Here is a 25,423-nt window from a genome sequence, read left to right on the forward strand (position 1 = left end):
GCATCGTTCAGAGACCTCGGCACGGCCGTCCGCACCGATCGGCCGCACCGAGGCCGTCACGCGGCCGCGGAACCCGCCCGACCCAGAGCGGATCTAGAACGCGTTCCAGTGCGGCGACCCCCTGTATAGCCCAGGCCCCGGAAGTTGTGAAGACACCTGACGGCATGTCAGAAACGGGAGGCGATGACATTTGTCCTGCCCGACTGCGTACATCCCGCACTGCCGCGAGCGGGCCCGGAAACGTAGCGTCGAAGACAGGCACACCGCCGAGCGTGGATCGTGGACACGCAGAAACGGGGGACGGACATATGACCAGGTCATTCGAGGACCGGCGCCGCGCAGCGGCCTGCCGCCGGGCCGCCTGGCGCTCGACGTTCGGCGCGGCACGGGAGCACCTGCGGCACCGGGGAGCGGACAAGGAGTGCTCCGGGGCCGAGCACCGCGGCGCCCGCCGGGCCGGGCAGGTTCCCGAGGACCCGGGTCCGCCGGCCAACGGCTTCTCCCTGCTGCCCTGGCTGCTGATGGGGATGGGCGCGTGCTCGAACCTCTTCCAGGGCGAGGCGAACCCGTGGATCGGCGGCCTGGGCCTGCTGACGTTCAACTCGCTCTACATCTACGTCGCGTTCCGCGCCTTCGTGAAGGAGGCCCGCGAGGCGACCTCGACGCGGGTGGCGCTGGTGCTGCTGGGCCTCGTGACCTGCGGACTCGCCCTCGGCTACGGCGGCAGCTGGCTGCTCTTCCTGCCGCTGTTCGGCCTCGCGACGGGCGCGGTACTGCGCGGCTCCGAGCTACGGACCATCGGTACCGCCGTCGCCGTCCTGGCGGGCGCGGTCGCCTGTGTCCGCGACGGCTGGGGCGGCCTCACCATCGCCTACGCCACCTGGATATCGACGATGGTGACGGCCGCGATCCTCTCCCTCTCCGAAGCCGTACGGGAGCTGCGCGCCGCCCGTGAGGAACTCGCCCGCCGGGCGGTGGAGGAGGAGCGGCTGCGTTTCTCCCGCGATCTGCACGACCTGCTCGGCCACACCCTGTCGGTGATCGTGGTGAAGTCGGAGGCGGCCCGGCGGCTGGCGCCGCGCGACATGGACGCGGCCCTCTCCCAGGTCACCGACATCGAGGCGGTGGGCCGTCAGGCGCTGACCGAGATCCGTGAGGCGGTCACCGGCTACCGCGAGGGAAGCCTGGCCGGCGAGCTGGACCGGGCCCGCTCGGCACTGACGGCGGCGGGCGTCGAACCGTCGGTGAGCCGGTCGGGGCCGCCGCCGGATCCGAAGACCTCGGCCCTGTTGGGCTGGGTGGTGCGCGAGGCGGTCACCAACGTCGTCCGGCACAGCGACGCGAGCCACTGCGGAATCACGGTCTCGGGCACCCCGGAGCGGGTCCGCCTGACGGTGACGGACGACGGCGGCGGCAGCGGCAGCGGCAGCGGCAGCAGCAGCAGCAGCAGCGGAGGAGGAGGTAGTGGCAACGGAGGAGGCAGCGACTGTGGTGGCGGCGACTGCGGCAGTGACGACACGGGCGGCGACAGTCGCTGCGCGCCGGGCGGCGGCAGCGGACTCACCGGCCTGCGCGAACGCCTGGCGGCGGCGGGCGGCACCCTGACAGCGGGGCCGGGACCGCACGGCGGCTTCACGGTCACGGCGGAACTGCCGGTGGAACTCCCGCTGTCGCGGGCGGGCACCGACACCGACACCCACGCCGGCACTCGCGCCGGCACCGGACCGGAAGGGGTGCGGTCCCCCGCGGCGCAGGCGGACACCGTGCCGTCCGTGGCCGTCGGCCCTAACCTGGGCCCGTGACCGAGATGCCGGGTTGGCCCGTGAACGAGATGCCCCGCGACCACCGCCCCACCAAGTCCATCAGAGTGCTGCTCGCCGAGGACCAGGGCATGATGCGCGGGGCGCTGGCCCTGCTGCTGGGCCTGGAGGCCGACATCGAGGTCGTCGCGCAGGTGGGCACCGGGGACGCGATCGTGGACGCGGCCCTTCTCCACCGGCCGGACGTCGCGCTCCTCGACATCGAACTCCCCGGCATCAGCGGCCTGGACGCGGCCGCCGAGCTGCGCGACCAGGCGCCCGGCTGCCGGGTGCTGATCCTGACCACGTTCGGCCGGCCCGGTTATCTGCGCCGGGCCATGGAGGCCGGAGCCTCGGGATTCCTGGTCAAGGACGGCCCGGTGGAGGAGCTGGCGGCGGCGATCCGCCGGGTGCTGGCCGGCGAGACGGTCGTGGACCCGGCACTGGCCACGGCCGCGCTCAGCGCCGGCCCGAACCCGCTCACCGCCCGCGAGTGCGACGTCCTGAAGGCCTCCGTGGACGGCGCGACCGTCGCCGACATCGCCGCCAGGCTGCACCTCTCGGAGTCCACGGTCCGCAACTACCTGTCCTCCGCCATCGGCAAGACGGGTACCCGCAACCGTATGGAGGCGATGCGGGAGGCTCGGCAGCAGGGCTGGCTGTAGAGGTCTGGACCGCCGCTGGCATAGTGCCCGCATGTCCTTACCGATACGGATCCTCAGGCGTCCGGCCGCGCCGGCGGCGGGTGTCGCGGCACTGTTCGCCACCGCGCTGCTCGCCATGGCACTGTGCGCGACGGCGGTGGCGCCAGCCGCGGCCGACGACTCCGCGCAGGTCGTGATGCGGTTCGAGACCGTGAAGACCTACGTCATGTACAACGCCGACGAGGGGGCCACGGCGTCGAACGACGACTTCGCCGTCCCCGTCTTCGTCGAGTCGAGCAAGGGCCGCGAACCGGCCCGCAACGTCCGGGTCGTGGTGGACGCGTCGGGTCTGAAGGGCGTCGCCCGGCTCGGCGACAGGGAGATGTGCAAGGCCGAGGGAGCGGTCTACACGTGCGAGTACGGCAACCTGCAGAACGGCGACGGCGAGAGCTACACCCCGCTCCCCCTCCTCGGGGTGGACGGCGTCGAGCCGGGCGACAGCGGGACGGTGACGTACACCGCGACCGCCGACAACGCGCCCACCATCACCGGCACCACCCGGATGACCGTCGGCGGTCCGACACTGAGCGCGCCCGGGCAGGAGAAGGGCGTGAGCGGGCTGGCGCCGGGGAAGTCCGCGAACCTGATCGCACGGCTGGCCAACAACACCCGCTTCCCCACGAAGCAGGGCGTCGCCCTTCAGGTCAACGTGTCGGAGGGACTGACGCTGTCCGCCCTGCACAGCAACTGCTACTACGCGGGGCCCGCGCCCACCTCCGCCTGGTGCACGTTCCCCACGAAGGCCGCGGCGGGCGCCGCCTACCGCGCCAGTGCCCCGCTGGTCTCCACGGTCACCGCGCCGAAGACGCTGACCGGCGAGGTGACCTACACCTGGTCGTCGCCCCCGGCCCGCCCCGCCGACCACACCGTACGAGGCACCGGCGCCCCGCTGACCCTGGTCCGCACGGCGGCCCAGGACTTCGACGACAGTCACGGCAGGCTCGGGATCACCACCACCGTGCAGGTCGACTACCGACCGGTCACCGCCACCGTGCGGGGCCGGGTCGGCGACACCGTGAAGGTGCTGCTCGGGCTGGAGGACCTCGGCCCCGGCCGGGTGTCGGGCGACGAGGAGCAGGGCCGTTTCGAGGTGGTCCCGCCGGAGGGCACCACGGTCACCTCGATCCCGTACGTCTTCGAGGGAGACGGCAGCAACTGGGCCTGCCTGCGACCTGAGAAGCCCGGCGGGGCGTTCGTCTGCGAGATCGGCTACGACAGCTTCTACGAGGCGCGGCACGAAGGGGGCACGACCGCGATCGACTTCCACATCCGCATCGACCGGCAGGTCCCGGGCGCGAAGGGCACCATCCGCACGTACAACCCGTTCGACCGGACGCCGGCCAACGACATCGCCGTCATCCCGCTCGACGCCTCGCCCGCCCCGCCCTACCGCTTCTCCAGTCACCCCTGGGCGTGGACCGCGGGAGTCCTGGCCGTCGTGCTGCTGCTCCTGGCCGCTGTGTACCGCCGTCGCCGTCGGAACGCGAATCCGTCGTGAACGCCGCTTCCTCGTGAGCGCGCCGCCGTGGTCGGTGCGCCCGCCGTGAGCGCGCCCCCGCCGTGAGACGCGTTCCCGCCCCGAACGCGTCCGCGTCCGCGTCCGCTTCCTAGATGCCCGCGCCCGTCCGGCGCAGCACCCGCAGCGAGCCGGTGTCCGAGACCTCGGTGAAGGCCCCGGAGTCCAGGGCGCGCAGGTAGACGCGGTAGGGGGCCTGGCCGGTGAACTCGTCGACCGGGTCGGGGAACACGTCGTGGATGACGAGGAGACCGCCCTCGGCGACGTGCGGCGCCCAGCCCTCGTAGTCGGAGGTGGCGTGCTCGTCGGTGTGCCCGCCGTCGACGAAGACGAGGCCGAGGGGCGAGTTCCAGAACGCGGCGATGCGCGGCGAACGCCCGACCAGCGCGACCACGTGCTCCTCCAGGCCGGCGCGGTGCAGGGTCCGGCGGAAGGTGGGCAGGGTGTCCATCAGACCGACTTCGGGGTCGACGGTCTCCGGGTCGTGGTACTCCCAGCCCGGCTGCTGCTCCTCGCTGCCCCGGTGGTGGTCGAGCGTGAGTGCGCTGACCCCGGCCTGCCGGGCCGCGTCCGCGAGCAGGATCGTGGAGCGCCCGCAGTAGGTGCCGACCTCGAGCAGCGGCAGCCCGAGCGCACCCGCCTCGACCGCGACCGCGTACAGCGCGAGTCCCTCGTCGACCGGCATGAACCCCTTCGCCGCCTCGAACGCGGCCAGGATCTCGGGCTTGGGTGCCGCGGGCATGGGGGTCCTCCGGTGGTACGTGCCTATGGGTGCTCCGTGCGTACGGCCGCCCATGCTGCCGCACCCCCCGCCGCCGAGGCGACAGGGGGTGCGGTAACGACGGGCCGGGGGCACCCGCAGTGCGCGGGGCCGGGCCCGGCGGGGTTGGCCCGGGACAGGCGGAGTGGGCCCGAGGCAGGCGGGTCAAACGGGTCAAGCAGGTCAGGCGGGTCAGGCGGGTCAGGCGGGTCAGGCGTTGACCGTCTCGCCCGGCAGGGCCAGGTCCAGGTCGACCGGACGCTCGTCGCCCGCGTGGGTCGCGGAGCTCGCCAGCGGGCCGTGGCCGGCCGCCTTGGCGGCGAGGACGTAGGCCCCCTGGGCGGGCACGGCGAGGGCGTAACTGCCGTCCTCCTGGGACAGCGTGGCGCCGGCCTGACGGCCCCGGCGGTCGATGAGCGTGACCTTGGCGCGGGCGACCGGGCCGCCGTCGGCGTCCAGGACCCGGCCGCGGAAGCCCCGCAGGACCTCCTCGGCGTGCTTCAGGTTGGCGTCCTCCTCGCTGCTGGCGCGCAGCTGCGGCACGGCCGACGGGCGCTGCTGCCTGGGCAGGAAGAGGGCGAGGAGCAGGCCGACCGCGACGGCGGCCGTGGCGATCAGGAAGGAGACGCGGAAGCCGTGCATGGTCGGTACGGCGACGCCGCCGACGTTGTTCGCGGTGTTGGCCAGCACCATGCCGATGACGGCGCTGGACACCGAGGTGCCGATGGACCGCATCAGGGTGTTGAGGCCGTTGGCCGCACCGGTCTCGGAGGCCGGGACCGCGCCGACGATCAGCGCGGGCAGGGAGGAGTACGCGAGGCCGATGCCGGCGCCGAGGACGACGGCGATGACGAGGCTCTGCCAGGCGGCGCTCATCAGACCGAGGCCGGCGCCGTAGCCGATCGCGATGATCAGCATGCCGAGGATCAGGGTGAACTTGGGGCCGTACTTGGCGGACAGCCTGGCGTAGACGGGCGCCGTGAACATCATCGTCAGGCCGAGCGGCGCGACGAGCAGACCGGCGACGACCATCGACTGGCCGAGGCCGTAGCCGGTGGCCTTCGGCAGCTGGAGCAGCTGCGGCAGGACCAGGGAGACGACGTAGAACGAGACGCCGACCATGATCGAGGCGAGGTTGGTGAAGAGGACGGCGGGGCGGGCCGTGGTGCGCAGGTCGACGAGCGGGGCCTTCAGCCGCAGCTCCAGCACGCCCCACAGGACGAGGACGACGGCCGCGGCGGCGAAGAGGCCGAGGGTCGTGCCGGAGGTCCAGCCCCAGTCGCTGCCCTTGGTGATCGGCAGCAGGAAGAGCACCAGACCGGTGGAGAGGCCGATCGCGCCCACGACGTCGAAGGTGCCCTCGGCACGCGCCGGGGACTCGGGGACGACGAGGAGGGTGAGGGCGATGGCGAGGACACCCAGGGCGGCGGCGCCGTAGAACAGGGCGTGCCAGTCGGCGTGCTGGGCGATCAGGGCCGCGAGCGGCAGGGCGAGGCCGCCGCCGACGCCGATCGAGGAGCTCATCAGGGCCATGGCCGAGCCGAGCTTCTCGCGCGGCAGCATGTCCCGCATCAGGCCGATGCCGAGCGGGATCGCGCCCATCGCGAAGCCCTGGAGGGCGCGGCCGGCGATCATCGTGATCAGGTCGCTGGTGAGGGCGCTGACCAGCGCGCCGGCGACCATCACCGCGAGGCTGACTATCAGCATGCGCCGCTTGCCGTACAGGTCGCCCAGGCGGCCCATGATGGGGGTGGCCACGGCGCCCGACAGCAGCGTCGAGGTCAGGACCCAGGTGGCGTTGCTGGGCGCGGTGCCCAGCAGCTGGGGCAGGTCCTTGATGACCGGGACGAGCAGGGTCTGCATCACCGCGACCACGATGCCCGCGAAGGCGAGCACCGGGACGACGGCTCCGCTCGCTTCGCGGGTGGGCCGGTCGGTCGTCGTGTGCGTCATGGGGTGGGGCCTCCGGGGCGGGTTGTTCGAGGGTTACGTGGGGGCTGAACCTGTATGCATGGGCAACTATTCCGATGCTTTGGCGTACTAACGATTTCTTTATCTTCTCTTGAAGAAAGCGGCCGCGGGACGGCCCGCCCGGCCCCGGCGGGCGCGGGTAGGCCCGCGAGGCCCCCGGCCCGCCAGCGGGGCGCTTCAGCGGTGCGCGCGTAGCGGGGCGCGTCAGCGGGGCGTGTAGCGGGGCGCGTCAGTGGGCGGGGGTCTGGAGGATGCCGCTGAGCAGCACGTCCAGGCCCCAGGTGTCGCGGTCGCCGGGCGAGAACAGGGCCGGCCGCAGCGCGGTGATCATCGGATAGCGGTCGGCGGGCAGGGCCGCGTAGTGGCGGTCGGCGTCCGCCACCACGGCCTCCTCCTTGCCGCCCCTGGTGAGGTAGGCGCTCTGCTCGGCGGCGGCCGCGGCGCTGTAAAGGTGAAGCAGGTCGACGGCCCAGGCGGCGGTGATGTCGTCGAGGCCGCCCTGCTTGAGCAGCGCGAGCATGCGGTCGAGGACGAGCAGGGCGTTGGCGCCGGTCGGGATCGCGCCGAGGGCGACGGCCGCCAGCCCCTCGTGCCTGCTCATGGCCTCGACGCTCGCCGCGACCAGGGCGTGCAGCTGCTCCCGCCAGGTGCCCTCCGCGGTGAGCGGGACCCGGGCGAGCGCCTCGTCCAGCATCGCGGCCATCAGGTCGTCGCGGTTGGCGACATAGACGTAGAGCGAGGCCGGTCCGGTGTCGAGCTCCTTGGCCACGCGGCGCATGGTCAGCGCGTCCAGCCCGTCGCGGTCGAGGATGGCCAGCCCGGCACGCACGATCGCCTCGCGGCTGAGGGGGGCCTTGGCGGGGCGCGCGCGGCGGCTGATCGGCTCGGGGGTCACGGGGAGAGGGTAACCGGGAACGAACGCCGGTCGACACGAACGCCGGACGGCACGAACGCCAGTCCACACGAACGCCGGTCGGCACGAACAACGGCCGTGACAAACAACGGGCGTGACGAACAACGTTTGACACGAACAGTGTTCGTTCCCTAGGGTCACGACCAGAGTCTGACGAACAGTGTTCGCCACGAACATCGTTCGCAGCCCAGGACCAACGAAGGAACCGTCATGATCCTGATCACCGGCGGCCGCGGCGCGGTCGCCACCCGTCTGGTCGCCCTCCTGCACGCCGACGGCACACCCGTGCGCGTCGGCTCCGCCGCTCGCGCCGACCTCACCCCGCCGCCCGGCGTCGAGGCGGTCGCCCTCGACCTCACCGACCCCTCGACCTTCCCCGCAGCCCTGGCCGGCGTCACCTCCGTCTTCCTCTACGCGAACCCCGCCCGCGTCACCGAGTTCGTCGACCACGCCCACCGGGCCGGCGTCACCCATGTCGTGGTGCTGTCCAGCTCGAGCGTCCTGGGCGCGCTCGGATCGGAGCCGAAGGACGACCCCCTGGCCGGCTCCCATCTGGCCGTGGAGCGGGCGCTGCTCGCCTCCCCGATCCCCACCACCCTCCTGCGGCCGGGCTCCTTCGCCTCCAACGCCGCGTCCTGGGCCTGGTCCGTCAGGGCCGGACGGCCCGTCAGCCTGCCCTTCCCCGGCGCCCACACCGACCCTCTCCACGAGACGGACCTGGCCGAGGCCGCCCACGCCGCCCTCACCGACCCCCGGCACCGCGGCGGCCGCTTCACCCTCACCGGGCCCGAGTCGCTGACGTTCGCCGAGCAGATCGACCGGCTGGCCGCCGTCACCGGGCGCGCCATCGCGTTCGAGCACGTCACCGCCGAGGAGTGGAGGAAGGAGACGGACGGGCACATCCCCGCCGTCTACGCCGACGCCCTCCTCGCGTGGTGGGCGTCCACGGACGGCAGGCCCGTCGCCCTCACCCGCACCGTCGAGGAACTCACCGGCCACCCCGCCCGGCCCTTCACGGTCTGGGCCACCGACCACCTCACCGACTTCACCGCCCCCTGAGCCGCAGACGGCCCGGGACGACCCCGCACCCGCCCCGCGCCCTAGGTCGAAATCCCGATGCAAGGGGCGCAACCGGGTTGAGACCATGACGCCCATGCTGGAAACCGCCGACACCACCCGCGCCCGGAGATCCCGCCGTACCACCGCTCCCGCCTGGCTGCTCGTGGCACTCGCCTGCGCCGGGCAGTTCCTCGTCGTGCTCGACATGTCCGTGGTGAACGTGGCGCTGCCGTCCATCCGGGCGGATCTCGCGATGAGCGCGCCCGGCCTGCACTGGGTGGTGAACGCGTACTCGATCGCCTTCGCCGGGTTCATGCTGCTCGGCGGCCGGGCGGGCGACCTCTACGGCCGCAAGCGGATGTTCCTCGCCGGCCTCGCCCTGTTCACGCTGGCCTCGCTGGCCGGCGGTCTGGCGCAGGACGGCCTGCAACTGCTGCTCGCGCGGGCCGTGCAGGGTCTGGGCGCGGCGATCCTCGCGCCCGCGACGCTGACGATCGTCACCTCCGCCGTGCCGGAGGGCGCCGCGCGGGCCCGGGCCATCGCCACCTGGACGGCGGTCGGCGCGGGTGGCGGGGCCGCGGGCGGACTCGTCGGCGGGGCGCTGGTGGACCTCATGTCCTGGCGCTGGGTCCTGTTGATCAACGTCCCGGTCGGTGTGCTGCTGCTGGCCGGCTCGCTGTGGTGGCTGTCCGAGAGCCGGGCCGGCGACGGCCGCCGCCCGGACCTGCCGGGCGCACTGCTGGTCACGGCCGGCCTCGCCACGCTGGCGTACGGCATCTCACGGACGGAGGCCGAGGGCTGGACGGCGCCGGCCACGCTCGTCCCGTTGGCCGCCGGGCTCGCGTCGATCGGTCTGTTCGTCGCCGTCGAGGCCCGGACGGCGGACCCGTTGATGCCGCTCGGGCTGTTCCGGCTGCGGGCGGTGTCGGCGGCGAACGCGGCGATGTTCGTGAGCGGCTCGGCCATGTTCTCCATGTGGTTCTTCATGACGCTGTACGCGCAGAACGTGCTGGGCTACACCCCGCTGAAGGCGGGCCTGGCGCTGATGCCGAGCTCGCTGGCCGTCGTCGTCGCCTCGAAACTCGCCCCCCGTTTCATGCGCGCGGCCGGGGCCCGCACGGTGGCCACGCTGGGCACGCTGCTCGCGGCGGCCGGGTTCGCCTGGCAGTCGACGATGAGCGCGGACGCCGGGTACGTCACCGGGATCATGCTGCCGGGCGTCCTGATGATGCTGGGCGCGGGCGTGGCCTCGACCCCGCTCGCCTCGCTGGCCATCTCGGGCGCGGGGCCGGGCGAGGCGGGTCTGGTGTCCGGCCTGGTCAACACCTCCCGCACGATGGGCGGCGCGCTGGGCCTGGCGGTGCTGTCGACGATCGCCTCCGCGCGCACGGCGGGCCGCGGGACACCTGAGGCGCTGACGGAGGGATACGCACTGGCCTTCCGCACCGGCACGGGCGTACTGCTGGCGGGCGCGGCCCTGATGCTCCTGTGGCTGCCCCGCCGGACCCCCACCCCCTGACGCCCGAACGGAACCTGCCGAACGGAGCCGGCAGAACGGAACCCGCCGAACGGCGCCGGCAGAGCGGAGCCGGCCGAGCGGAACCCCGGCGAGCCGCCCGGAGCAGGGCCCGCCGAGCTCCGGGACCGTCCGAGCGAACCACGCGGGCGGGACCGGCCGAGGGGACCCGGCCCGGCGGGACCGCCGTCCGTCATCCGTCCGTCATCCGTCCGTCATCCGTCCGGCCGCCGTCCCCGTGAGACCTCGCCGGGGTGGCCGTTAGGGTGGCAGGCGTGTCGTACGCAGGCTCGAACCCCGGTCCCTTCGATCCCTCCGACCCCTTCGGCCCCTCGCGGCCGCGCCGCTCGCCGCTGCGCCGCCCGCTGACCGTGGCGCTCGCCGCGCTCGTGCCCGGGGCGCTGCTGGGCTGGGTGGCGTACGAGGCGCTGGGCGGGACCGGGAGCGGCGGGACGAACGGACCCGGGGCAGGCGCGGGGGCGGCACCGAGCGTCCTCAGCTCCCCGGCGAACGGCGCGGACAGTGCGGGCGGCGCGAGCGGCACGGGCGGTGACGGGAAGACGGGTGCCGGTACGAGCACCGCGTCCGCCTCCGCCTCCGCCCCGGCCGGTTCCGGCGCGGCCTCGCTCCAGGGCAAGGTCGTCGTCATCGACCCCGGCCACAACCCCACCAACTACCTGCACACCGCCGACATCAACCGCAAGGTGGACATCGGCACCAACCGGAAGGAGTGCGACACGACGGGCACGTCCACGAACTCCGGTTACAGCGAGGCGCAGTTCACGCTGGACGTGGCCCACCGGCTGCGCGCGCTGCTCCAGCAGCAGGGCGCCACGGTGCGGCTGACCCAGGACGCGGACCGGCCGTACGGCCCGTGCGTCGACGAGCGCGCCCGGATCGGGAACGCGGCGCACGCCGACGCGGTCGTCTCGATCCACGCCGACGGCGCCGGAGCCGGGCAGCGCGGCTTCCATGTGATCCTGCCGGGCGCGGTGCACGCGGGGGACGCCGACACCCGCGCCATCGTCGCCCCGTCGAAGGACCTCGGGAAGCTGATCGCGGGCGACTTCACCCGGGCGACGGGCACTTCACCGTCCAACTACGTCGGCGACGGCACCGGTCTCGTCACGCGTGAGGACCTGGGCGGTCTCAATCTGTCAACGGTTCCCAAGGTGTTCATCGAGTGCGGCAACATGCGCGATACCAAGGACGCGGCGCTGCTGACCAGTGGCGCCTGGCGGCAGAAGGCGGCGCAGGGGATCTCTGAGGGAATCGTGAGTTTCCTGCACGGGTAGTGATCAGGGCGTACATCCCGGCGGACAGCGCGATCGAGGTGACGATAGTGTCGTCCCCACGATGAGGGGCCACCCCCGCGCTTCACAAAGGGGCCTGACGGCGACATGGTGACAGCGACGCCTCTACCGATATGTGTATGCGTGTACCGATGACGAGACGACTGACGAAGGACCTGAAGTGAATATCCGCTCCCTCACTCGAGGCGACGGCGTGGTGATCGGAGCAGCGGTATTGCTGTTCATCGCGTCGTTCCTGGACACGTTCGACGGCTCCGGCAGTGACGTCCCGAACGCCTGGGACAACCTCGGCCTCGTAATGAGCATGTATCTCGGCGGAATCATCGGTGCCGCCCTGATCGTCGTGGCCCGCGCGCTTCCGCAGCCGCGCAAGGTCGTCGGCCTCGACCTGGGTCAGTTCGGTGTCGCGCTGACGGTCTTCTCCGCGTGGACGGCGTTCTGGACGATCGTCGACCCGCTCGGCGCGTTCAGCGACTCCTTCGGCAGCACCGGGATCGACACGGGCTCCGGTCTGATCCTGGGCCTGATCGCCGCGCTGCTGCTGGCCGCCGGCGCGATCGCCACCCCGCTGGTGCCGGCCCTCCAGGCCGCCCTCGTCCCGGCGCCCAGGCCGGCCGCCCCGCAGCCCTACGGCGCGCAGCCGCCCGCCGGTTACGGCTACCCGGGCGCGCCGCAGCAGCCGTCGGCGTTCGGCGCCCCGCCGCAGCAGGGCCAGCCGGGTCCGGCGCCGTTCGGCGCCCAGCCGGGTCCGGCGCAGCCGTCGGGCGGGGACTTCTCCCCGTTCTGGTTCGCCGTGCCGGTGCCGCGTCCGCTGTACGCGGAGGACGGCGCGCCGACGCCGATCGCCGAACTGGCGCCGGGCACCTGGTACCTCGCGGTCGAGCAGGGCGCCCAGGGTCTGGTCGCCCAGACCCAGGACGGCCGCCGCGGTGTCCTGCGGGACGCCTCCGGCATCCAGCGCGGCTGAGTCCGCGCCACCGGGGACCGCACACCGATCCTGCGCTCCGCACAGCGTCACGCACGGCCCCTCGCCCTTCCGGGCGGGGGGCCGTTGTCGTACAGTCGCAGCCTTCCCATGTCTGACACACCGTCAGGAGGCGGGCATGCGGCTCGGTCTGGCACTCGGCTACTGGGGCCGCGGCCCCTCCCCCGACCACGTGGAACTGGCGCGTGAGGCGGAACGGCTCGGTTACGACTCCGTGTGGACGGCGGAGTCCTGGGGCTCCGACGCCTTCACCCCCCTCACCTGGATCGCCGCCCGCACGTCGACGATCGGACTGGGCACGGCCGTCGCGCAGATGGCGGCCCGCTCCCCCACCACGACCGCGATGCACGCCCTGACCCTGGACCATCTCTCCGGCGGCCGGATGATGCTCGGGCTCGGCCTGTCGGGCCCCCAGGTGGTGGAGGGGTGGTACGGCCGGCCGTTCCCCAAGTCCCCCCTGACCGCGACCCGGGAGTACGTGGACGTGGTGCGCCAGGTGCTGCGCCGCGAAGCGCCGGTGGAACTGGACGGCCGCTTCCACTCCCACCCCTACCGCGGCCCGGACGCGACCGGCCTCGGCAGACCGCTCAGGTCCATCACCCACCCCCTGCGCCCCGAACTGCCGTTGCTGCTGGGCGCGGAGGGTCCGCGCAACGTCGCCCAGACGATCCGTATCGCCGACGGCTGGCTGCCCCTGTACTGGTCGCCGAACCGGCCGGACGCGTACGGCCCGGCGGTGGCGGAACTGCCCGAGGGCTTCCGGGTCGCGCCCCTCGCCCAGGCGCGGATCTGTGACGACGTCACCGAGGGTCTGCTCCCCGTGAAGGCGATGCTCGGCTTCTACATCGGCGGCATGGGCCACGCCACCCGCAACTTCCACGCCGACCTGATGGCCCGCATGGGGTACGAGGAGGAGGCCCTGCGCATCCAGGAGCTCTTCCTGGCGGGGCGGCGCGAGGAGGCGGTGCTGGCCGTCCCGGACGCCTTCGCCGACGAGATCTCCCTGGTCGGCCCGCGCGAACGCGTCGCCGAGCGGCTGGAGTCCTGGCGCAAGGGGCCGGTGACGGACCTGCTGGTCGTCGCCCCGGACCGGACGACCCTTCGGGTGCTGGCGGAACTCAACTCATAGCCACCGGCGCACGGAGCGCGAACACGCCACGTTTCAACCGGGATTCCGGGGCCAGACGGAAGTCATGTCTCGATATCGCAGTGGTTCCAACTCCGCCGGAACGGTCGTAGCGGTCGTCGCGGACGTCATGGCCGTCATCCTCGGGCTCTGGATCCTCATGTACCTGCTGGACGCCAACCGGGGAAACGACCTGGTCCAGTTCGTGCACCACATGGCCAACTGGCTGGCCGGCTGGTCACGTGACCTGTTCACGTTCGACGAGGCCTGGGCGCGCGTGGTGGCAGGGTACGGCCTGGCAGCGGTCGTCTACCTGTTCATCGGTCACGCCATCGCCAACCGGGTCCACCGCCACTGAGGCGGGTCCCGGGGCGGGTCCTGAAACCCGCCCCGGGAACGCGTCAGGCGCAGCAGTCCGCCTCGAGCCCGGACAGCCCGGTCGGCAGCAGCTCCCCGCCGAACACGGCGCAGGTGGCCTCATGACCGCCGAGGGCCGCCACGGCGAGCAGCAGCGAACCGGCGGTCCAGGTGGTCAGCTCCCGGGGCCAGATCGCCTCGTCCTCGAACACGAATCCCGTCCAGTACAGGCCCGACTCCTCGTCGCGCAGATGCTGGATCGACTGAAGAATCTCCAGCGCCCGGTCGGACTCGCCCATCGCCCACAGGGCCAGGGCGAGTTCGGCCGACTCGCCGCCCGTCACCCACGGGTTGGGGACGACGCAGCGCACTCCCAGTCCCGGGACCACGAACCGCTCCCAGTCGGCCTCGATCCGGGCCTTGGCCTCCGTGCCGGTCAACGCGCCGCCCAGCACCGGGTAGTACCAGTCCATCGAGTAGCGGTCCTTGTCGAGGAACCGCTCGGGATGGCGCCGTATGGCGTGCCGCAGCGCGCCCACCGCCAACTCCCAGTCGGGCTGGGGCTCTTCGCGCTGCTCGGCGATGGCCAGCGCGCAGCGCAGCGCCTGGTGGATGGAGGAGGAGCCGGTGAGCAGCGCGTCGGCGGTCGGGGTGCCGTCGTCGTCGCGGCGCCAGCCGATCTGCCCGCCGGGCTGCTGGAGCCGCAGCACGTACTCGACGGCCGCGTAGACGGCCGGCCACATGCGGTCCAGGAAGGTGTCGTCGCCGGTGGACAGGTAGTGGTGCCAGACGCCCACGGCGATGTAGGCGACGAAGTTCGTCTCGCGCCCTCGGTCGGTGACGTCGTCGAAGGCGCCGTCCGCGTACGCGGCGAACCAGGAGCCGTCGTCGTTCTGGTGCCGGGCCAGCCAGCGGTACGCCCGCTCGGCGGCGTCGTGTTCGCCCGCCGCGTCCAGCGCCATCGCCGCCTCGGTGTGGTCCCACGGGTCGAGGTGGTGGCCCCGGAACCACGGGATCGCGCCGTCCTCACGCTGCGCGGCGAGGATGCCGGTGACGGTCACGGCGGCCTGCTCGGCGGTGAGGACCCCGGGCAGGACGAGGTGTTCTGTCCGGGGGGTCGTCACTTGGCGTCCGCCCCGGTCTTCTCGGCCTGCTCGGTCTTCGCGCTCTGCCCGGTCTTCGCGGTCTGCCTGGCCTTCGCGGCCTTCGGCGTCTTCGCGGCCTGCTCGGTCTTCTCTGCCTGCTCTGCCTGCTCGGAGAGGCGGGGCAGGTGCGGCTTGGTCGCGTACGCCACGAAGCTCTTGCCGATGAGCGGGTTCAGCGCCTGCTCGGCGACCCGGGTGGCGAGGGGCTTCTTCATGATGTCCCAGACCAGCAGCTTGTGGTACGCCCGCACCGGCAGCGCCTTGTCGTTGTCGACGCCGAACGCGCACTTCAGCCACCAGTACGGCGAGTGCAGCGCGTGGGCGTGGTGGGTGCCGTACGGCTTCAGGCCCGCCTCGCGGATCTTCGTGAGCAGTTCGTCCGCCCGGTAGATGCGGATGTGGCCGCCCTCGACCTCGTGGTAGGCGTCGGAGAGGGTCCAGCAGACCTTCTCGGGGCCGTAGCGCGGGACGGTGATCGCGATCCGGCCGCCCGGCTTGAGCACGCGCACCATCTCCGCGAGGACGCCCTTGTCGTCCGGGATGTGCTCCATGACCTCGGAGATGATCACGACGTCGAAGGACTCGTCGGGGAAGGGCAGGGCGAGGGCGTCGCCCTCCATGGCGGTGGCGGTGGCGCCCTCGGGGGCCTCGTCGGCCTCCTTCATCGCCGCGAACCACTTGGCGACCTCGCGTATCTCCTCGGTGTTCTGGTCGAGGGCCACGACCTGCGCGCCGCGCCGGTAGCACTCGAACGCGTGCCGGCCGGCACCGCAGCCCAGGTCCAGGACCCGGTCGCCCGGGGCGAGCGGGAACCGGGAGAAGTCGACGGTCAGCACGTGGCCCTGCTTTCGCGATCGCGATCGGATGCTTCGGTTACGGCGTCGATGTCGGCCCCGGCGCCGACGGCCTCGGCGGCTGCGGAGGCGGCGGCTGCGGAGGCGGCGGGAGCCGCGCCGCCCCGCGGGCGGCCGCCGTCGGCGATCGCCTCGCGGTACCGGGCCACGGTCCCCTCGGCGGCGCGCGCCCAGGTGAACCGCTCGAGCACCCGTTGCCGTCCGGCCGCGCCGAGGCGGGCCCGCAGCTCCGGATCGCCCAGCAGCCGTCCGAGACCCGTGGCGAGCGCACCGGAGTCGCCCGGCGGCACGGCCAGACAGGTCTCGCCGTCGCGCCCGGCGACCTCGGGGATCGCCCCGCCGGTCGTGGCGAGCAGCGGGGTGCCCGTGGCCATGGCCTCGGCGGCCGGCAGGGAGAAGCCCTCGTACAGCGAGGGCACGCAGGCGACCTCCGCCGAGCGGACCAGGTCGACCAGCTCGGCGTCGGAGATGCCCTTGACGAACTCGACGGCGCCTTCGAGGCCGTACCGCTCGATCGCCTGGGCGACCGGCCCCTCCTGCGGGCGCTTGCCGACGACGACGAGATGGGCGTGCGGGTGCTCGGTGCGCACCTTGGCCAGTGCCTCGACGAGGAAGACCAGGCCCTTGAGCGGGACGTCCGCGCTGGACGTCGTCACGATCCGGCCCGGCACGACGGCCACGCTGGGGTCCGGCGAGAACAGGTCGGTGTCGGCGCCGATGTGGACGACGTGGATGCGGTCGTCGCGGACGCCGAGGTGGTCGATGATCTCCTGGCGGGAGGTGCCGGAGACGGTGAGCACGGACGGCAGCCTGCGCGCGACCCGCTTCTGCATCCGGGTGAACGCGTACCAGCGGCGCACGGAGTACCGCCGCCGCCGCCCCTCGGCGGCGTCCAGCTCCAACTGCCGGTCGACGGTGATGGGGTGGTGGATGGTGGTGACGAGGGGCGCGCCGACGTCTCCCAACAGCCCGTATCCCAGGGTCTGGTTGTCGTGCACGATGTCGAACTCGCCGCTGCGCGCGCGCAGGTGGCGGCGGGCCCGCAGCGAGAACGTCAGCGGCTCGGGAAAGCCGCCGGTCCACATCGTGCCGACCTCGAGGGCGTCCACCCAGTCGCGGTACTCGCCACGCTTCGGGGTCCGGAAGGGGTCCGGCTGACGGTAGAGGTCGAGACTGGGCAGCTCGGTGAGGGAGAGGCGGTCGTCGTGACCGGGATCCAGCACCGGATAGGGCTGGGAGCCGATCACCTCGACGCGGTGCCCGAGACGGGCCAGCTCGCGCGAGAGGTGCCGTACGTAGACACCCTGGCCCCCGCAGAACGGGTTCCCCTTATACGTGAGGAGCGCGATGGTGAGCGGTCGCCCGCCGTCGGCGGCGAGGTCGTGCCGGGGCCCTGCCTGACTGGCCTCAGCGGTCACTCCGGGCCCCCTTCTGCCTGCATTGTCCCGCGAGACTACGACGGGACGCTAATCTAGAACAAGTTTCAGACTTGATCGTTCGGGAGGCTCTGAATCTACCGGCAGGTAGGAGAGCTGTGAGCAGTGGATCAGGTGATTCACGCCACGGCCCACCGCCCCGTCGAGCTGTGTGCCCACTGAGCCTCACCGACTGTCACGGAACGGGACCCATGCCTGCGGAAGCCAGCACCCAGCGCCCTGCGCACTCCCCACTCACCGAGCGGCAGGAGGCGCGCCGTCGCCGCATCCTGCACGCGAGCGCGCAGTTGGCCAGCCGGGGCGGTTTCGACGCGGTGCAGATGCGGGAGGTCGCGGAGTCCTCGCAGGTCGCCCTGGGCACGCTCTACCGCTACTTCCCCTCCAAGGTGCATCTGCTGGTCGCCACGATGCAGGACCAGCTGGAGCACATGCACGGCACACTGAGGAAGAAGCCCCCGACGGGCGAACGGGCGGCGGACCGCGTCGCGGAGACCCTGATGCGCGCCTTCCGCGCCCTCCAGCGCGAGCCGCACCTCGCGGACGCGATGGTCCGCGCGCTGACCTTCGCCGACCGCAGCGTCTCGCCGGAGGTCGACCAGGTCTCCCGTCAGACGACGGCGATCATCCTCGACTCGATGGGCCTGACCGATCCCACCCCGGAGCAGCTCTCGGCGGTCCGCGTCATCGAGCACACCTGGCACTCGGCGCTCATCACCTGGCTGTCGGGCCGCGCGTCCATCGCCCAGGTGCGCATCGACATCGAGACGGTGTGCCGGCTGATCGACGTGACGGACCCCCGGCCGCACGAATAGAACGCACGCGCAGAGTCAGGAACAGCACGTACGAACGGGACCTACGAGACGACGAGGGTTTCCTTCAGATCCTGTCCCGCGACCTTCAGGTCCCTCGGTCCGTCCGTCGACGTCGGCCTCGGCGGATGCCTTCGCGTCGCGCAGAAGTCGGCTACTCCGGTCGGACCCCCTCATTCGCCTCGTAGGCCACTACCAGGATAAAACGTCCGAAAGGTGACGCAATACCCTGTCGGGAGATTTCTTCACTCCTCCGGCGGGAACACCGCCTCCCCGCTGCCCGCCAGCGTGATCATGATCGCCTCCACCGGGCAGCTCTCCGCCGCCGCCAGCACCCGCTCGTTGGCGTCCGTGTCCGGGGCGACCGGATGCGACTGGCGCGCGGTGTCGAGCCGGAAGCCGTCGGGCGCGTGATGGATGCACTGGGCGGAACCGATGCACAGGGACCGGTCCACCTCGACGTGCCACCGGTCCCCCGCCCCCACGCCCGAACGCGCCGGCGCGGGAGGTGTCCCCACCCTGCTCACCCCTCCCATCCCGCGGGCAGGTGGATCATCTTGTGCTCGAGGTACTCGCCGAAGCCCTCGGGCCCGAACTCCCGCCCCAGCCCGGAGTTCTTGTAGCCGCCGAACGGTCCGAGCATGTCGAGGCTGAAGGTGTTCACCGAGTACGTCCCGGTACGGACCTGCCGGGCGACCTCGATGCCGCGCTCGACGTCGGCCGTCCACACGCTGCCGCTGAGCCCGTAGTCCGAGTCGTTCGCGATCCTCAGCGCCTCGGACTCGTCGCCGTAGGGCAGCAGGCAGATCACCGGCCCGAAGATCTCCTCGCGGGCGATCCGCATGGAGTTGTCGACGTCGCCGAACAGGGTCGGCTCCACGTACCAGCCGCGGTCGAGTCCCGCCGGACGTCCGCCGCCCGTGAGGATCTTCGCGCCCTCCTCCTGCCCGATCCGGATGTAGTCGAGGTTGCGGCGCTGCTGCCGCCGCGCCACCAGCGGGCCGACCTGGGTCGCCGGGTCCAGCGGATCGCCCACGACCAGCGCGGCCGCCGCGGCGGCGAAGGCGTCGGCGAACTCGTCGTAGCGCGAGCGCGGCAGGAGGATGCGGGTCTGGGCCACACAGGCCTGCCCGTTGTTCATGAAGGCGGCCGAGACGATCCCGGGGACGGCCGTGGCGATGTCCGCGTCCGGCAGGACGACCGCCGCCGACTTCCCGCCGAGCTCCAGGGTCACCCGCGTCAGGTTCCTGGACGCCACCTCCATGACCCGCTTGCCGGCCGCGACCGAGCCGGTGAACGACACCTTGTCGACGCCAGGGTGCCCCACCAGGTACTCGCTGACCTCGCGGTCCGCCGGCAGGATCGACAGCACGCCCTCCGGCAGCCCGGCGTCCCGCGCGATCTCGGCCAGCAGATACGCGTCCAGCGGCGACTCGGGCGACGGCTTCAGCACCACCGTGCAGCCGGTGAGCAGCGCGGGCGCGAGCTTGGCCGCGGCGACGAACTGCGGCACGTTCCAGGGGACGACGGCGGCGACCACCCCCACGGGCTCGCGCCGCACGAGGATCTTCCCCAGCACGCCGTCGCGCCGCTCCTCGTAGGTGAAGCCGCGCGCGACGGTGATCGCCGCGTCCCACACCATCATCGCGCCGAGGGCCTGCGCGAGGACGCTCCAGGAGTACGGGGAGCCGTTCTCGGAGGAGATCACCCGGGCGATCTCCTCGTGCCGCAGCGCGATGCCGTCCTTGATGCGGGTGACGACGGCGATCCGCTCGTCGAGCGACAACCGGGGCCAGGGCCCCTCGTCGAAGGCCCGCCGCGCCGCGGCGACCGCCCGGTCCACGTCGCCCGTCGACGCGTGCGGCACCCGCCCGATGACCTCCTCGGTGTGCGGCGAGACCACCTCGATGACGTCCTTGCCCAGGGGATCGGTCAGTTCCCCGCCGATGAACAGCTGTCCGTGTTCCACGAGCTCGGCCATAACCACTGCCTTCGTCTACGTTTCTGACGGTGTTTCAGGAACTGATACCAGTTCCAGTTGAACTAAGCCAGGCCTGCCACCAAACCGGCCCCCACCAGCAGGTTTACCGCCGACCGGAGACCCCGTCACGCCACGTGGGCCGCCTGTAGGACGTCGCGCCTTCACCGGCCACCCGGTATGTGCCGTCGACCGCCCGTCGACGGATCCTGTCGGACGCTCGCGGCGCTCGGTTCCCACCACCACGGCCCACCACCACGATCCACCGCAGCCGATCGGGCGACCGTCGGGCGAGTTCGTCGTCATGTGACGCAGAGTCACGGCGATGATCATGTGCGTGCGCTCCGGTCGGAGCACCGCACCGACGACTTTCCCCTCCCGAGGAGACAACTGTCATGGCACCGATCCCCAACGGCCCCTACGGAATCACCAAGCGCGGCGAGCAGCACCTGACGCTCCAGGACGAGAAGGCCCCCGCGATCGTCCTGCCGCCGACCGGTCAGCCCGGGGAGCAGGAGTGGCACGTCGAAGGCCTCTCCAACGGCAACGTCACCATCAAGAACCTGCGGCACGAGACGTACCTCAGCTTCGACGGCGTCCCCGAGATCAACAAAATGCTCCGCGGGTCCTCGCAGGCCACCGAGTGGCGGCTCCAGCAGTCCGCCGAGCCGCACTTGTTCCACATCGTCGTCCCCGGCGGCCCGGTCGACGGCGTCGAACTGGCGGCGGACCTCAGCCTGCTGCGGATCTTCCCGCCGATGACGGCGCTGCGCCCGTTGGAGCCTGCGGGTCCGAGCCAGGCATGGCGCTTCGAGTTCCACGAGTAGGCCTCACCTGACGGCACCGCTGCCCGCCTCGCTTCCCGCAGGGTGGCACTTACCGGCCTGGCCGGTGGTGCCACCCTGCGGTGCTTACCGGGGTGTTCGCGCTCCGGGCCGGGTCGACATCGCCGACGGGCCGAGGGTGAGGACCGACGACCACCGGGCCTGAAGCATTCCCGCGGAAGGACCCTCGGTGACCACCGGCAACGGCAGCCGGCGACCGCTCCCGGCTGCCCGGACCGAGCCTCGAAGAGGTTCCCCACGGCCGATCCGACTGCCCATCAGCGTCAGTCGACTTGGGCACCCATTGAAACCAGTTCTAGTTATAGTGGGCAACGGCCGTGTGACGGAGGGCAGATGAAGAGCAGTCAGGGTGAACCCGGCACGTGCGACCAGTACGACCACGGGGGTGGCGTCCGTTCCCTCCGTGTCCCCATCCCGGACAACCCCCTGGGCCACACCCTGGTGTACGTCGTCGACACCGACCGCGGGCCGGTCCTGATCGACACGGGCTGGGACGACCCGGCGTCCTGGGAGGCGCTGACCGGCGGGCTGGCCGCGTGCGGCACCTCCGTCGGCGAACTGGTCGGAGTCGTGATCACCCACCACCACCCCGACCACCACGGCCTGTCCGGTCAGGTGCGGGAGGCCTCCGGGGCGTGGGTGGCGATGCACGCGGCGGACACCTCGATCGTGCGGCGGACCCGGGAGACGCGCCCCGAGCGCTGGTACACCTACATGGCGGCCAAGCTCACCGCCGCCGGCGCCCCGGAGGAGCACATCGCCCCGCTCCGAACGCCCCCCACCCGCCGCCGCCCCTTCCCCGGCCTCGCGCCCGCCCTCCCCGACCGCGAGATCGTCCCCGGCGACTTCCTCGACCTGCCCGGCCGCCGGCTGCGCGCGATCTGGACGCCGGGCCACACCCCCGGCCATGTCTGCCTCCATCTGGAGGAGGACCATCCCGCCGGACTCCCGGGCCACGGGCGCCTGTTCTCCGGCGACCATCTGCTGCCGGAGATCACCCCGCACATCGGCCTGTACGAGGACCCCGACGACGCCACCGTCACCGACCCCCTCGGCGACTACCTCGACTCCCTCGAACGCGTCGGCCGGCTCGCCCCCTCCGAGATCCTCCCGGCCCACCAGTACGCCTTCGCCGACGCGCCTTCCCGCGTGCGGGAGTTGCTCGCCCACCACGAGGACCGCCTCACCGGCCTCCTCGCCCTCCTCGCCACCCCCCTCACCCCCTGGCAGGTCGCGGAGCGCATGGAGTGGAACCGCCCCTGGCCACAAATCCCCTACGGGTCGAGGAACATCGCGGTCTCGGAGGCCGAGGCCCATCTGCGGCGACTGGTGAAGCAGGGGCGCGCGGAGGCGGTCACCGGGAGCGATCCGGTGACGTACGTGGCGGTGTAAATCGCTCGCGCGGGGTGAGGGCCCCTTGATACCAACACCCCATGTACTTCGGTCCACCCCCGGCGACTCCTCCCGGCGGCCCCTCTCGGCAACCCCTCCCGACGGCCCCTCCCGGTGACCTCCCCCGGTGGGCCAACACCCGACGTAAGCTGCCGACTTGATCGGATCGTCGGATCACAGGGCCAGGGGATCAGGGGGCCAGGGGATCCGAGGGCCAGGGGATCCGAGGGCCAGGGGATCCGGGAGATCGCGAGATCCGGGGGAGCACGGGGGATGAGGGCCGATGAATCATGCGACTGAGGCGTTCGAGCCACTGCAGGCGGACGATCCGCCCCTGGTGGCCGGCTACCGTCTCGCCGCCCGGCTCGGCGCGGGCGGCATGGGCCGGGTCTACCTGTCGCACACGCAGGGCGGCCGCCCGCTGGCGATCAAGGTGGTACGCCCGGAGCTGGCCGACGACCCCGCCTTCCGGCGGCGGTTCCGCAGGGAGATCAAGGCCGCCCGGCGGGTCCGCGGCGCCTACACCGCCGAGCTGATCGACGCCGACGCGGACGGCGTACCGCCCTGGCTGGCCACGCTGTACGTGCCCGGGCCCTCGCTGGCGGAGGCCGTCGCCCGGCGCGGGCCGCTGCCGGTGCCCGCCGTGCTGTGGCTGATGGCGGGGGTGGCGGAGGCGCTCCAGGCGATCCACGGTGCGGGCATCGTGCACCGGGACCTGAAGCCGTCGAACGTGCTGCTGGCCGCCGACGGACCGCGCGTGATCGACTTCGGCATCTCGCTGGCCTCCGACATCACCTCGAACACCGCCACCGGCCTCGCCGTCGGCACACCGCAGTTCATGGCCCCCGAGCAGGCGACCGCGGGCGCGGTCACCGCGGCGACCGATGTGTTCGCGCTCGGCCAGACGGCGGCGTTCGCGGCCCTGGGCGAGCCGCTGTACGGGGACGGCCCCTCGGTCAGCGTGCTGTACCGGATCGTGCACTCGGACCCCGACCTGTCGCTGCTGCCCGAAGCGCTCCGTCCGCTGATCGCCCGGTGTCTCGCCGCCGATCCGGAGGAGCGGGCCACCCCGGCGGAGGTCGTCGAGTGGTGCCGGCGACGTCTGGACGGGGACGCGGCCGACGGCGCCGGTCCGTCCGTCTGGCGGGAGGTCACCGGGCCGGAGGTGACGGTCCCGTCTCCGGTTCCCGATCCCACCCCGGTGCACACGCTGCCCTTGATCCCGCGGCCCTCGCACAGGACGCCGCAGCACGACACGCCCCGACACGTTGTGCCCACCGACGCGATGGCCCCGCACGCGATGCCCTTGATCGCGCCGGTGCGGTCGCAGCTCACGCGGCCGGACGGGCGGCCGGCCCGGCGTCGGCGCACCGCGCTGGTCACGGCCGCCGCCGTCACCGCGGGCGCGCTGGTGCTGACCGGTCTGACATGGACGGTCGTGGAGGCGGCGGACCGACTCCGCCACCGGGACGACACGACCGGGGCCTCCTCGACGCCCGGCCCTTCCGGGTCCGCGGGGTCGTCGGCGTCCGCGTCCGCGTCGACGGCCGCGCCGGACTCGGTGGCCGGTGACCGGACATCGCAGGGGTCGGGCTCCTCCCCGACCGTGCCCAAGACGCCGCAGGCCACCGCCTATCCCCTTCAGTGGCTGGACGCGAAGACCTCACTGGACATCAGGGAGCCGGTCCGGCGCGAGGACAGCAAGGGGGACATCCGCTTCACCTGCGAGACGACCGGCTGCGCGCTGGAGAGCGACACCAGCGTGCTCAACATGGTGTTCGGCGACCCCGGCGGCGGCCTCGACGCGTGCCGCATCGTCCTCACCGGCGTCAAGAGCCACCGGCTTCCCCTCGCCGCGGCGGCGGCCGGCAGCGAGATCTGCGTCAAGCACCCCTCCGGGGACATCGCGCTGCTCGTGATCCAGGTGAAGTCGACCGCGCTGCCGGACATCGCCTTCGTGACCGCGGACATGACGGTATGGCGGGCTGCCTAGTCAGCGGCCCGCCGACGCCCTGATCAACTCGGCGGCCGGTACGAGGAGTCGCGTCTCCTCGCGGCTCATCGTCGGGTTGGCCGCACGTCTGCGCAGGGCCTCCGCCAGGCCTTCCTCGGTGAGGTCGCGGGGGTCGGCGAGCAGGGCGGTCAGCATCGCCCGGGCCGGGTCGGCGATCGGCTGGGCGGAGACGGCCACCTGGGCGAGGATCACCGCGGACATGCCCCAGTCGAGCCCCGGGCGGCCTTCCTCCGCGTTGGCCCAGTCGATGACCCGGGGGCCGTCGGGCGTGAGGATCACGTTGTCCGGGTGGAGGTCCAGGTGCAGTACGCGGGCGTCGGCCGAGACCCGGCCCGGCAGGGCGTGCAGCTCACGCAGCAGCCGGGCGAGGACGGCCCCCGCCTCCTCGGGGCCCAGCGTCCCCGCCGCGAACGCGTGGAGCATCGTCGGCCCGTCCAGCCGTTCCATCACCAGGTCGGCGCGTGAGCCGGAGGGCCGTACGGCGGGCACGGGGTAGCCGTGCCGGCGCACGTGTGTCATCACCGCCGCGAGGGCGGCCGAGTCCTCCCGGCCCTCCCGGTCGCGGCGCAGCACCCACGCCTCGTCGATCTCGTACACGTCGGCCGTGCGGCCCGAGCCGAGCAGCCGGCCCGGCAGCCCACGCCACGGCCCACCCGGCACCCCACCCGGCGCCCTCCCCGTATGCGTCATGGTCAGAACATATCGGGAGCTCGAGCCCCGCCCCGGGCGCTTTCACAGCCGCCCCTCAGGCGCCCGGCTACCTGCCGGTAGAGTGGCCGCGTCGTCATCACGCCCGTACAGGGGAAAGCCGGTGCAATTCCGGCGCTGACCCGCAACCGTGACAGCCGGATCGCCCGGTACGGACGTGACCGGCTCACGTGCGTCGGCAGCCCCGCCGTCGCACGGCACCGTCGAGGTATACGGAGCCGAG

Annotated in this window: 22 protein-coding genes and 1 riboswitch; of the genes, 13 read left to right on the forward strand and 9 right to left on the reverse strand. The window is 72.6% G+C overall.

Going from position 1 to position 25,423, the window contains the following annotated elements; translation table 11 throughout:
* Window positions 1-308: 308 nt before the first annotated feature.
* The 3 genes from ABT070_RS01655 to ABT070_RS01665 are packed head-to-tail and all read left to right on the forward strand — an operon-like array spanning window position 309 to window position 4,001.
* Window positions 309-1,802 carry a sensor histidine kinase gene (locus tag ABT070_RS01655; RefSeq protein ID WP_351753136.1) on the forward strand — a complete coding sequence of 498 codons (1,494 nt, stop codon included), beginning with the start codon at window positions 309-311 and terminating at the stop codon, window positions 1,800-1,802.
* A gap of 29 nt (window positions 1,803-1,831) precedes the next feature.
* A complete protein-coding gene (locus ABT070_RS01660; protein ID WP_351754391.1) occupies window positions 1,832-2,464 on the forward strand; it encodes a response regulator in 633 nt (210 codons plus the stop codon).
* A gap of 31 nt (window positions 2,465-2,495) precedes the next feature.
* Window positions 2,496-4,001, forward strand: coding sequence for a hypothetical protein (locus ABT070_RS01665; protein ID WP_351753140.1), 1,506 nt, complete (start codon window positions 2,496-2,498; stop codon window positions 3,999-4,001).
* 109 nt (window positions 4,002-4,110) lie between these two features.
* Here the strand turns inward: ABT070_RS01665 and ABT070_RS01670 are convergent, their stop codons facing one another.
* From ABT070_RS01670 to ABT070_RS01680, 3 genes are all read right to left on the reverse strand, one after another.
* Window positions 4,111-4,761, reverse strand: a complete 651-nt coding sequence (locus ABT070_RS01670) for a class I SAM-dependent methyltransferase (protein WP_351753142.1) — start codon at window positions 4,759-4,761, stop codon at window positions 4,111-4,113.
* A gap of 228 nt (window positions 4,762-4,989) precedes the next feature.
* Window positions 4,990-6,732 (reverse strand): MFS transporter, encoded by a 1,743-nt coding sequence (locus ABT070_RS01675; protein WP_351753145.1) that lies wholly within the window; start codon window positions 6,730-6,732, stop codon window positions 4,990-4,992.
* A 247-nt stretch (window positions 6,733-6,979) separates the two neighbouring features.
* On the reverse strand, window positions 6,980-7,645 hold the full coding sequence (locus tag ABT070_RS01680; protein ID WP_351753148.1) for a TetR/AcrR family transcriptional regulator: 666 nt from the start codon (window positions 7,643-7,645) through the stop codon (window positions 6,980-6,982).
* 228 nt (window positions 7,646-7,873) lie between these two features.
* Between ABT070_RS01680 and ABT070_RS01685 the strand changes: the two genes are divergently transcribed.
* From ABT070_RS01685 to ABT070_RS01710, 6 genes are all read left to right on the forward strand, one after another.
* Entirely contained in the window at window positions 7,874-8,722 is an 849-nt protein-coding gene (locus tag ABT070_RS01685) for an NmrA family NAD(P)-binding protein (protein ID WP_351753150.1), read from the forward strand.
* 85 nt (window positions 8,723-8,807) lie between these two features.
* Window positions 8,808-10,241 carry a DHA2 family efflux MFS transporter permease subunit gene (locus ABT070_RS01690; RefSeq protein WP_351753153.1) on the forward strand — a complete coding sequence of 478 codons (1,434 nt, stop codon included), beginning with the start codon at window positions 8,808-8,810 and terminating at the stop codon, window positions 10,239-10,241.
* 272 nt (window positions 10,242-10,513) lie between these two features.
* A complete protein-coding gene (locus tag ABT070_RS01695) occupies window positions 10,514-11,533 on the forward strand; it encodes an N-acetylmuramoyl-L-alanine amidase (protein ID WP_351753155.1) in 1,020 nt (339 codons plus the stop codon).
* Window positions 11,534-11,711: 178 nt separating this feature from the next.
* Window positions 11,712-12,518 carry a hypothetical protein gene (locus ABT070_RS01700; protein WP_351753158.1) on the forward strand — a complete coding sequence of 269 codons (807 nt, stop codon included), beginning with the start codon at window positions 11,712-11,714 and terminating at the stop codon, window positions 12,516-12,518.
* 136 nt (window positions 12,519-12,654) lie between these two features.
* Window positions 12,655-13,665, forward strand: a complete 1,011-nt coding sequence (locus tag ABT070_RS01705) for an LLM class F420-dependent oxidoreductase (RefSeq protein ID WP_351753161.1) — start codon at window positions 12,655-12,657, stop codon at window positions 13,663-13,665.
* Between the two features lie 64 nt (window positions 13,666-13,729).
* Entirely contained in the window at window positions 13,730-14,020 is a 291-nt protein-coding gene (locus tag ABT070_RS01710; RefSeq protein WP_028806333.1) for a hypothetical protein, read from the forward strand.
* 43 nt (window positions 14,021-14,063) lie between these two features.
* Here ABT070_RS01710 and ABT070_RS01715 read toward each other — a convergent pair whose 3' ends face one another.
* The 3 genes from ABT070_RS01715 to ABT070_RS01725 are packed head-to-tail and all read right to left on the reverse strand — an operon-like array spanning window position 14,064 to window position 17,436.
* Window positions 14,064-15,143, reverse strand: a complete 1,080-nt coding sequence (locus ABT070_RS01715) for a prenyltransferase/squalene oxidase repeat-containing protein (RefSeq protein WP_351753164.1) — start codon at window positions 15,141-15,143, stop codon at window positions 14,064-14,066.
* The gene (locus ABT070_RS01720) at window positions 15,140-16,000 is read right to left on the reverse strand and encodes a class I SAM-dependent methyltransferase (protein ID WP_351753166.1); all 861 of its coding nucleotides are present in this window, start codon (window positions 15,998-16,000) and stop codon (window positions 15,140-15,142) included. The genes ABT070_RS01715 and ABT070_RS01720 overlap by 4 nt, the downstream gene beginning before the upstream one ends.
* Window positions 15,994-17,436 carry a glycosyltransferase family 4 protein gene (locus tag ABT070_RS01725; protein WP_351753169.1) on the reverse strand — a complete coding sequence of 481 codons (1,443 nt, stop codon included), beginning with the start codon at window positions 17,434-17,436 and terminating at the stop codon, window positions 15,994-15,996. Before ABT070_RS01725 ends, ABT070_RS01720 begins: the two co-directional genes overlap by 7 nt.
* Window positions 17,437-17,645: 209 nt before the next feature.
* Here ABT070_RS01725 and ABT070_RS01730 point away from each other — a divergent pair, with 209 nt between their 5' ends.
* Window positions 17,646-18,266, forward strand: a complete 621-nt coding sequence (locus ABT070_RS01730) for a TetR family transcriptional regulator (protein ID WP_351753172.1) — start codon at window positions 17,646-17,648, stop codon at window positions 18,264-18,266.
* Window positions 18,267-18,508: 242 nt separating this feature from the next.
* Here ABT070_RS01730 and ABT070_RS01735 read toward each other — a convergent pair whose 3' ends face one another.
* Both ABT070_RS01735 and ABT070_RS01740 read right to left on the reverse strand, forming a co-directional pair.
* Window positions 18,509-18,781 carry a ferredoxin gene (locus tag ABT070_RS01735; RefSeq protein ID WP_351753174.1) on the reverse strand — a complete coding sequence of 91 codons (273 nt, stop codon included), beginning with the start codon at window positions 18,779-18,781 and terminating at the stop codon, window positions 18,509-18,511.
* A gap of 5 nt (window positions 18,782-18,786) precedes the next feature.
* Window positions 18,787-20,244 carry an aldehyde dehydrogenase gene (locus ABT070_RS01740; protein ID WP_351753177.1) on the reverse strand — a complete coding sequence of 486 codons (1,458 nt, stop codon included), beginning with the start codon at window positions 20,242-20,244 and terminating at the stop codon, window positions 18,787-18,789.
* 392 nt (window positions 20,245-20,636) lie between these two features.
* Between ABT070_RS01740 and ABT070_RS01745 the strand changes: the two genes are divergently transcribed.
* From ABT070_RS01745 to ABT070_RS01755, 3 genes are all read left to right on the forward strand, one after another.
* A complete protein-coding gene (locus tag ABT070_RS01745) occupies window positions 20,637-21,068 on the forward strand; it encodes a ricin-type beta-trefoil lectin domain protein (protein ID WP_351753179.1) in 432 nt (143 codons plus the stop codon).
* 351 nt (window positions 21,069-21,419) lie between these two features.
* Window positions 21,420-22,478 (forward strand): Strvi_7410 family MBL fold metallo-hydrolase, encoded by a 1,059-nt coding sequence (locus ABT070_RS01750; protein WP_351753181.1) that lies wholly within the window; start codon window positions 21,420-21,422, stop codon window positions 22,476-22,478.
* A gap of 283 nt (window positions 22,479-22,761) precedes the next feature.
* Window positions 22,762-24,471: a serine/threonine-protein kinase gene (locus ABT070_RS01755; protein ID WP_351753184.1), complete on the forward strand. Its 1,710-nt coding sequence runs from the start codon at window positions 22,762-22,764 to the stop codon at window positions 24,469-24,471.
* Here the strand turns inward: ABT070_RS01755 and ABT070_RS01760 are convergent, their stop codons facing one another.
* Window positions 24,472-25,182 (reverse strand): phosphotransferase, encoded by a 711-nt coding sequence (locus tag ABT070_RS01760; RefSeq protein WP_351753187.1) that lies wholly within the window; start codon window positions 25,180-25,182, stop codon window positions 24,472-24,474. It abuts the gene before it with no gap.
* A gap of 102 nt (window positions 25,183-25,284) precedes the next feature.
* Window positions 25,285-25,356, forward strand: a riboswitch (adenosylcobalamin-variant (AdoCbl-variant) riboswitch).
* Window positions 25,357-25,423 lie beyond the last annotated feature (67 nt).

Origin of the sequence: Streptomyces sp. NPDC002884 (assembly GCF_040295245.1) — a bacterium.
GTDB lineage: Bacteria > Actinomycetota > Actinomycetes > Streptomycetales > Streptomycetaceae > Streptomyces.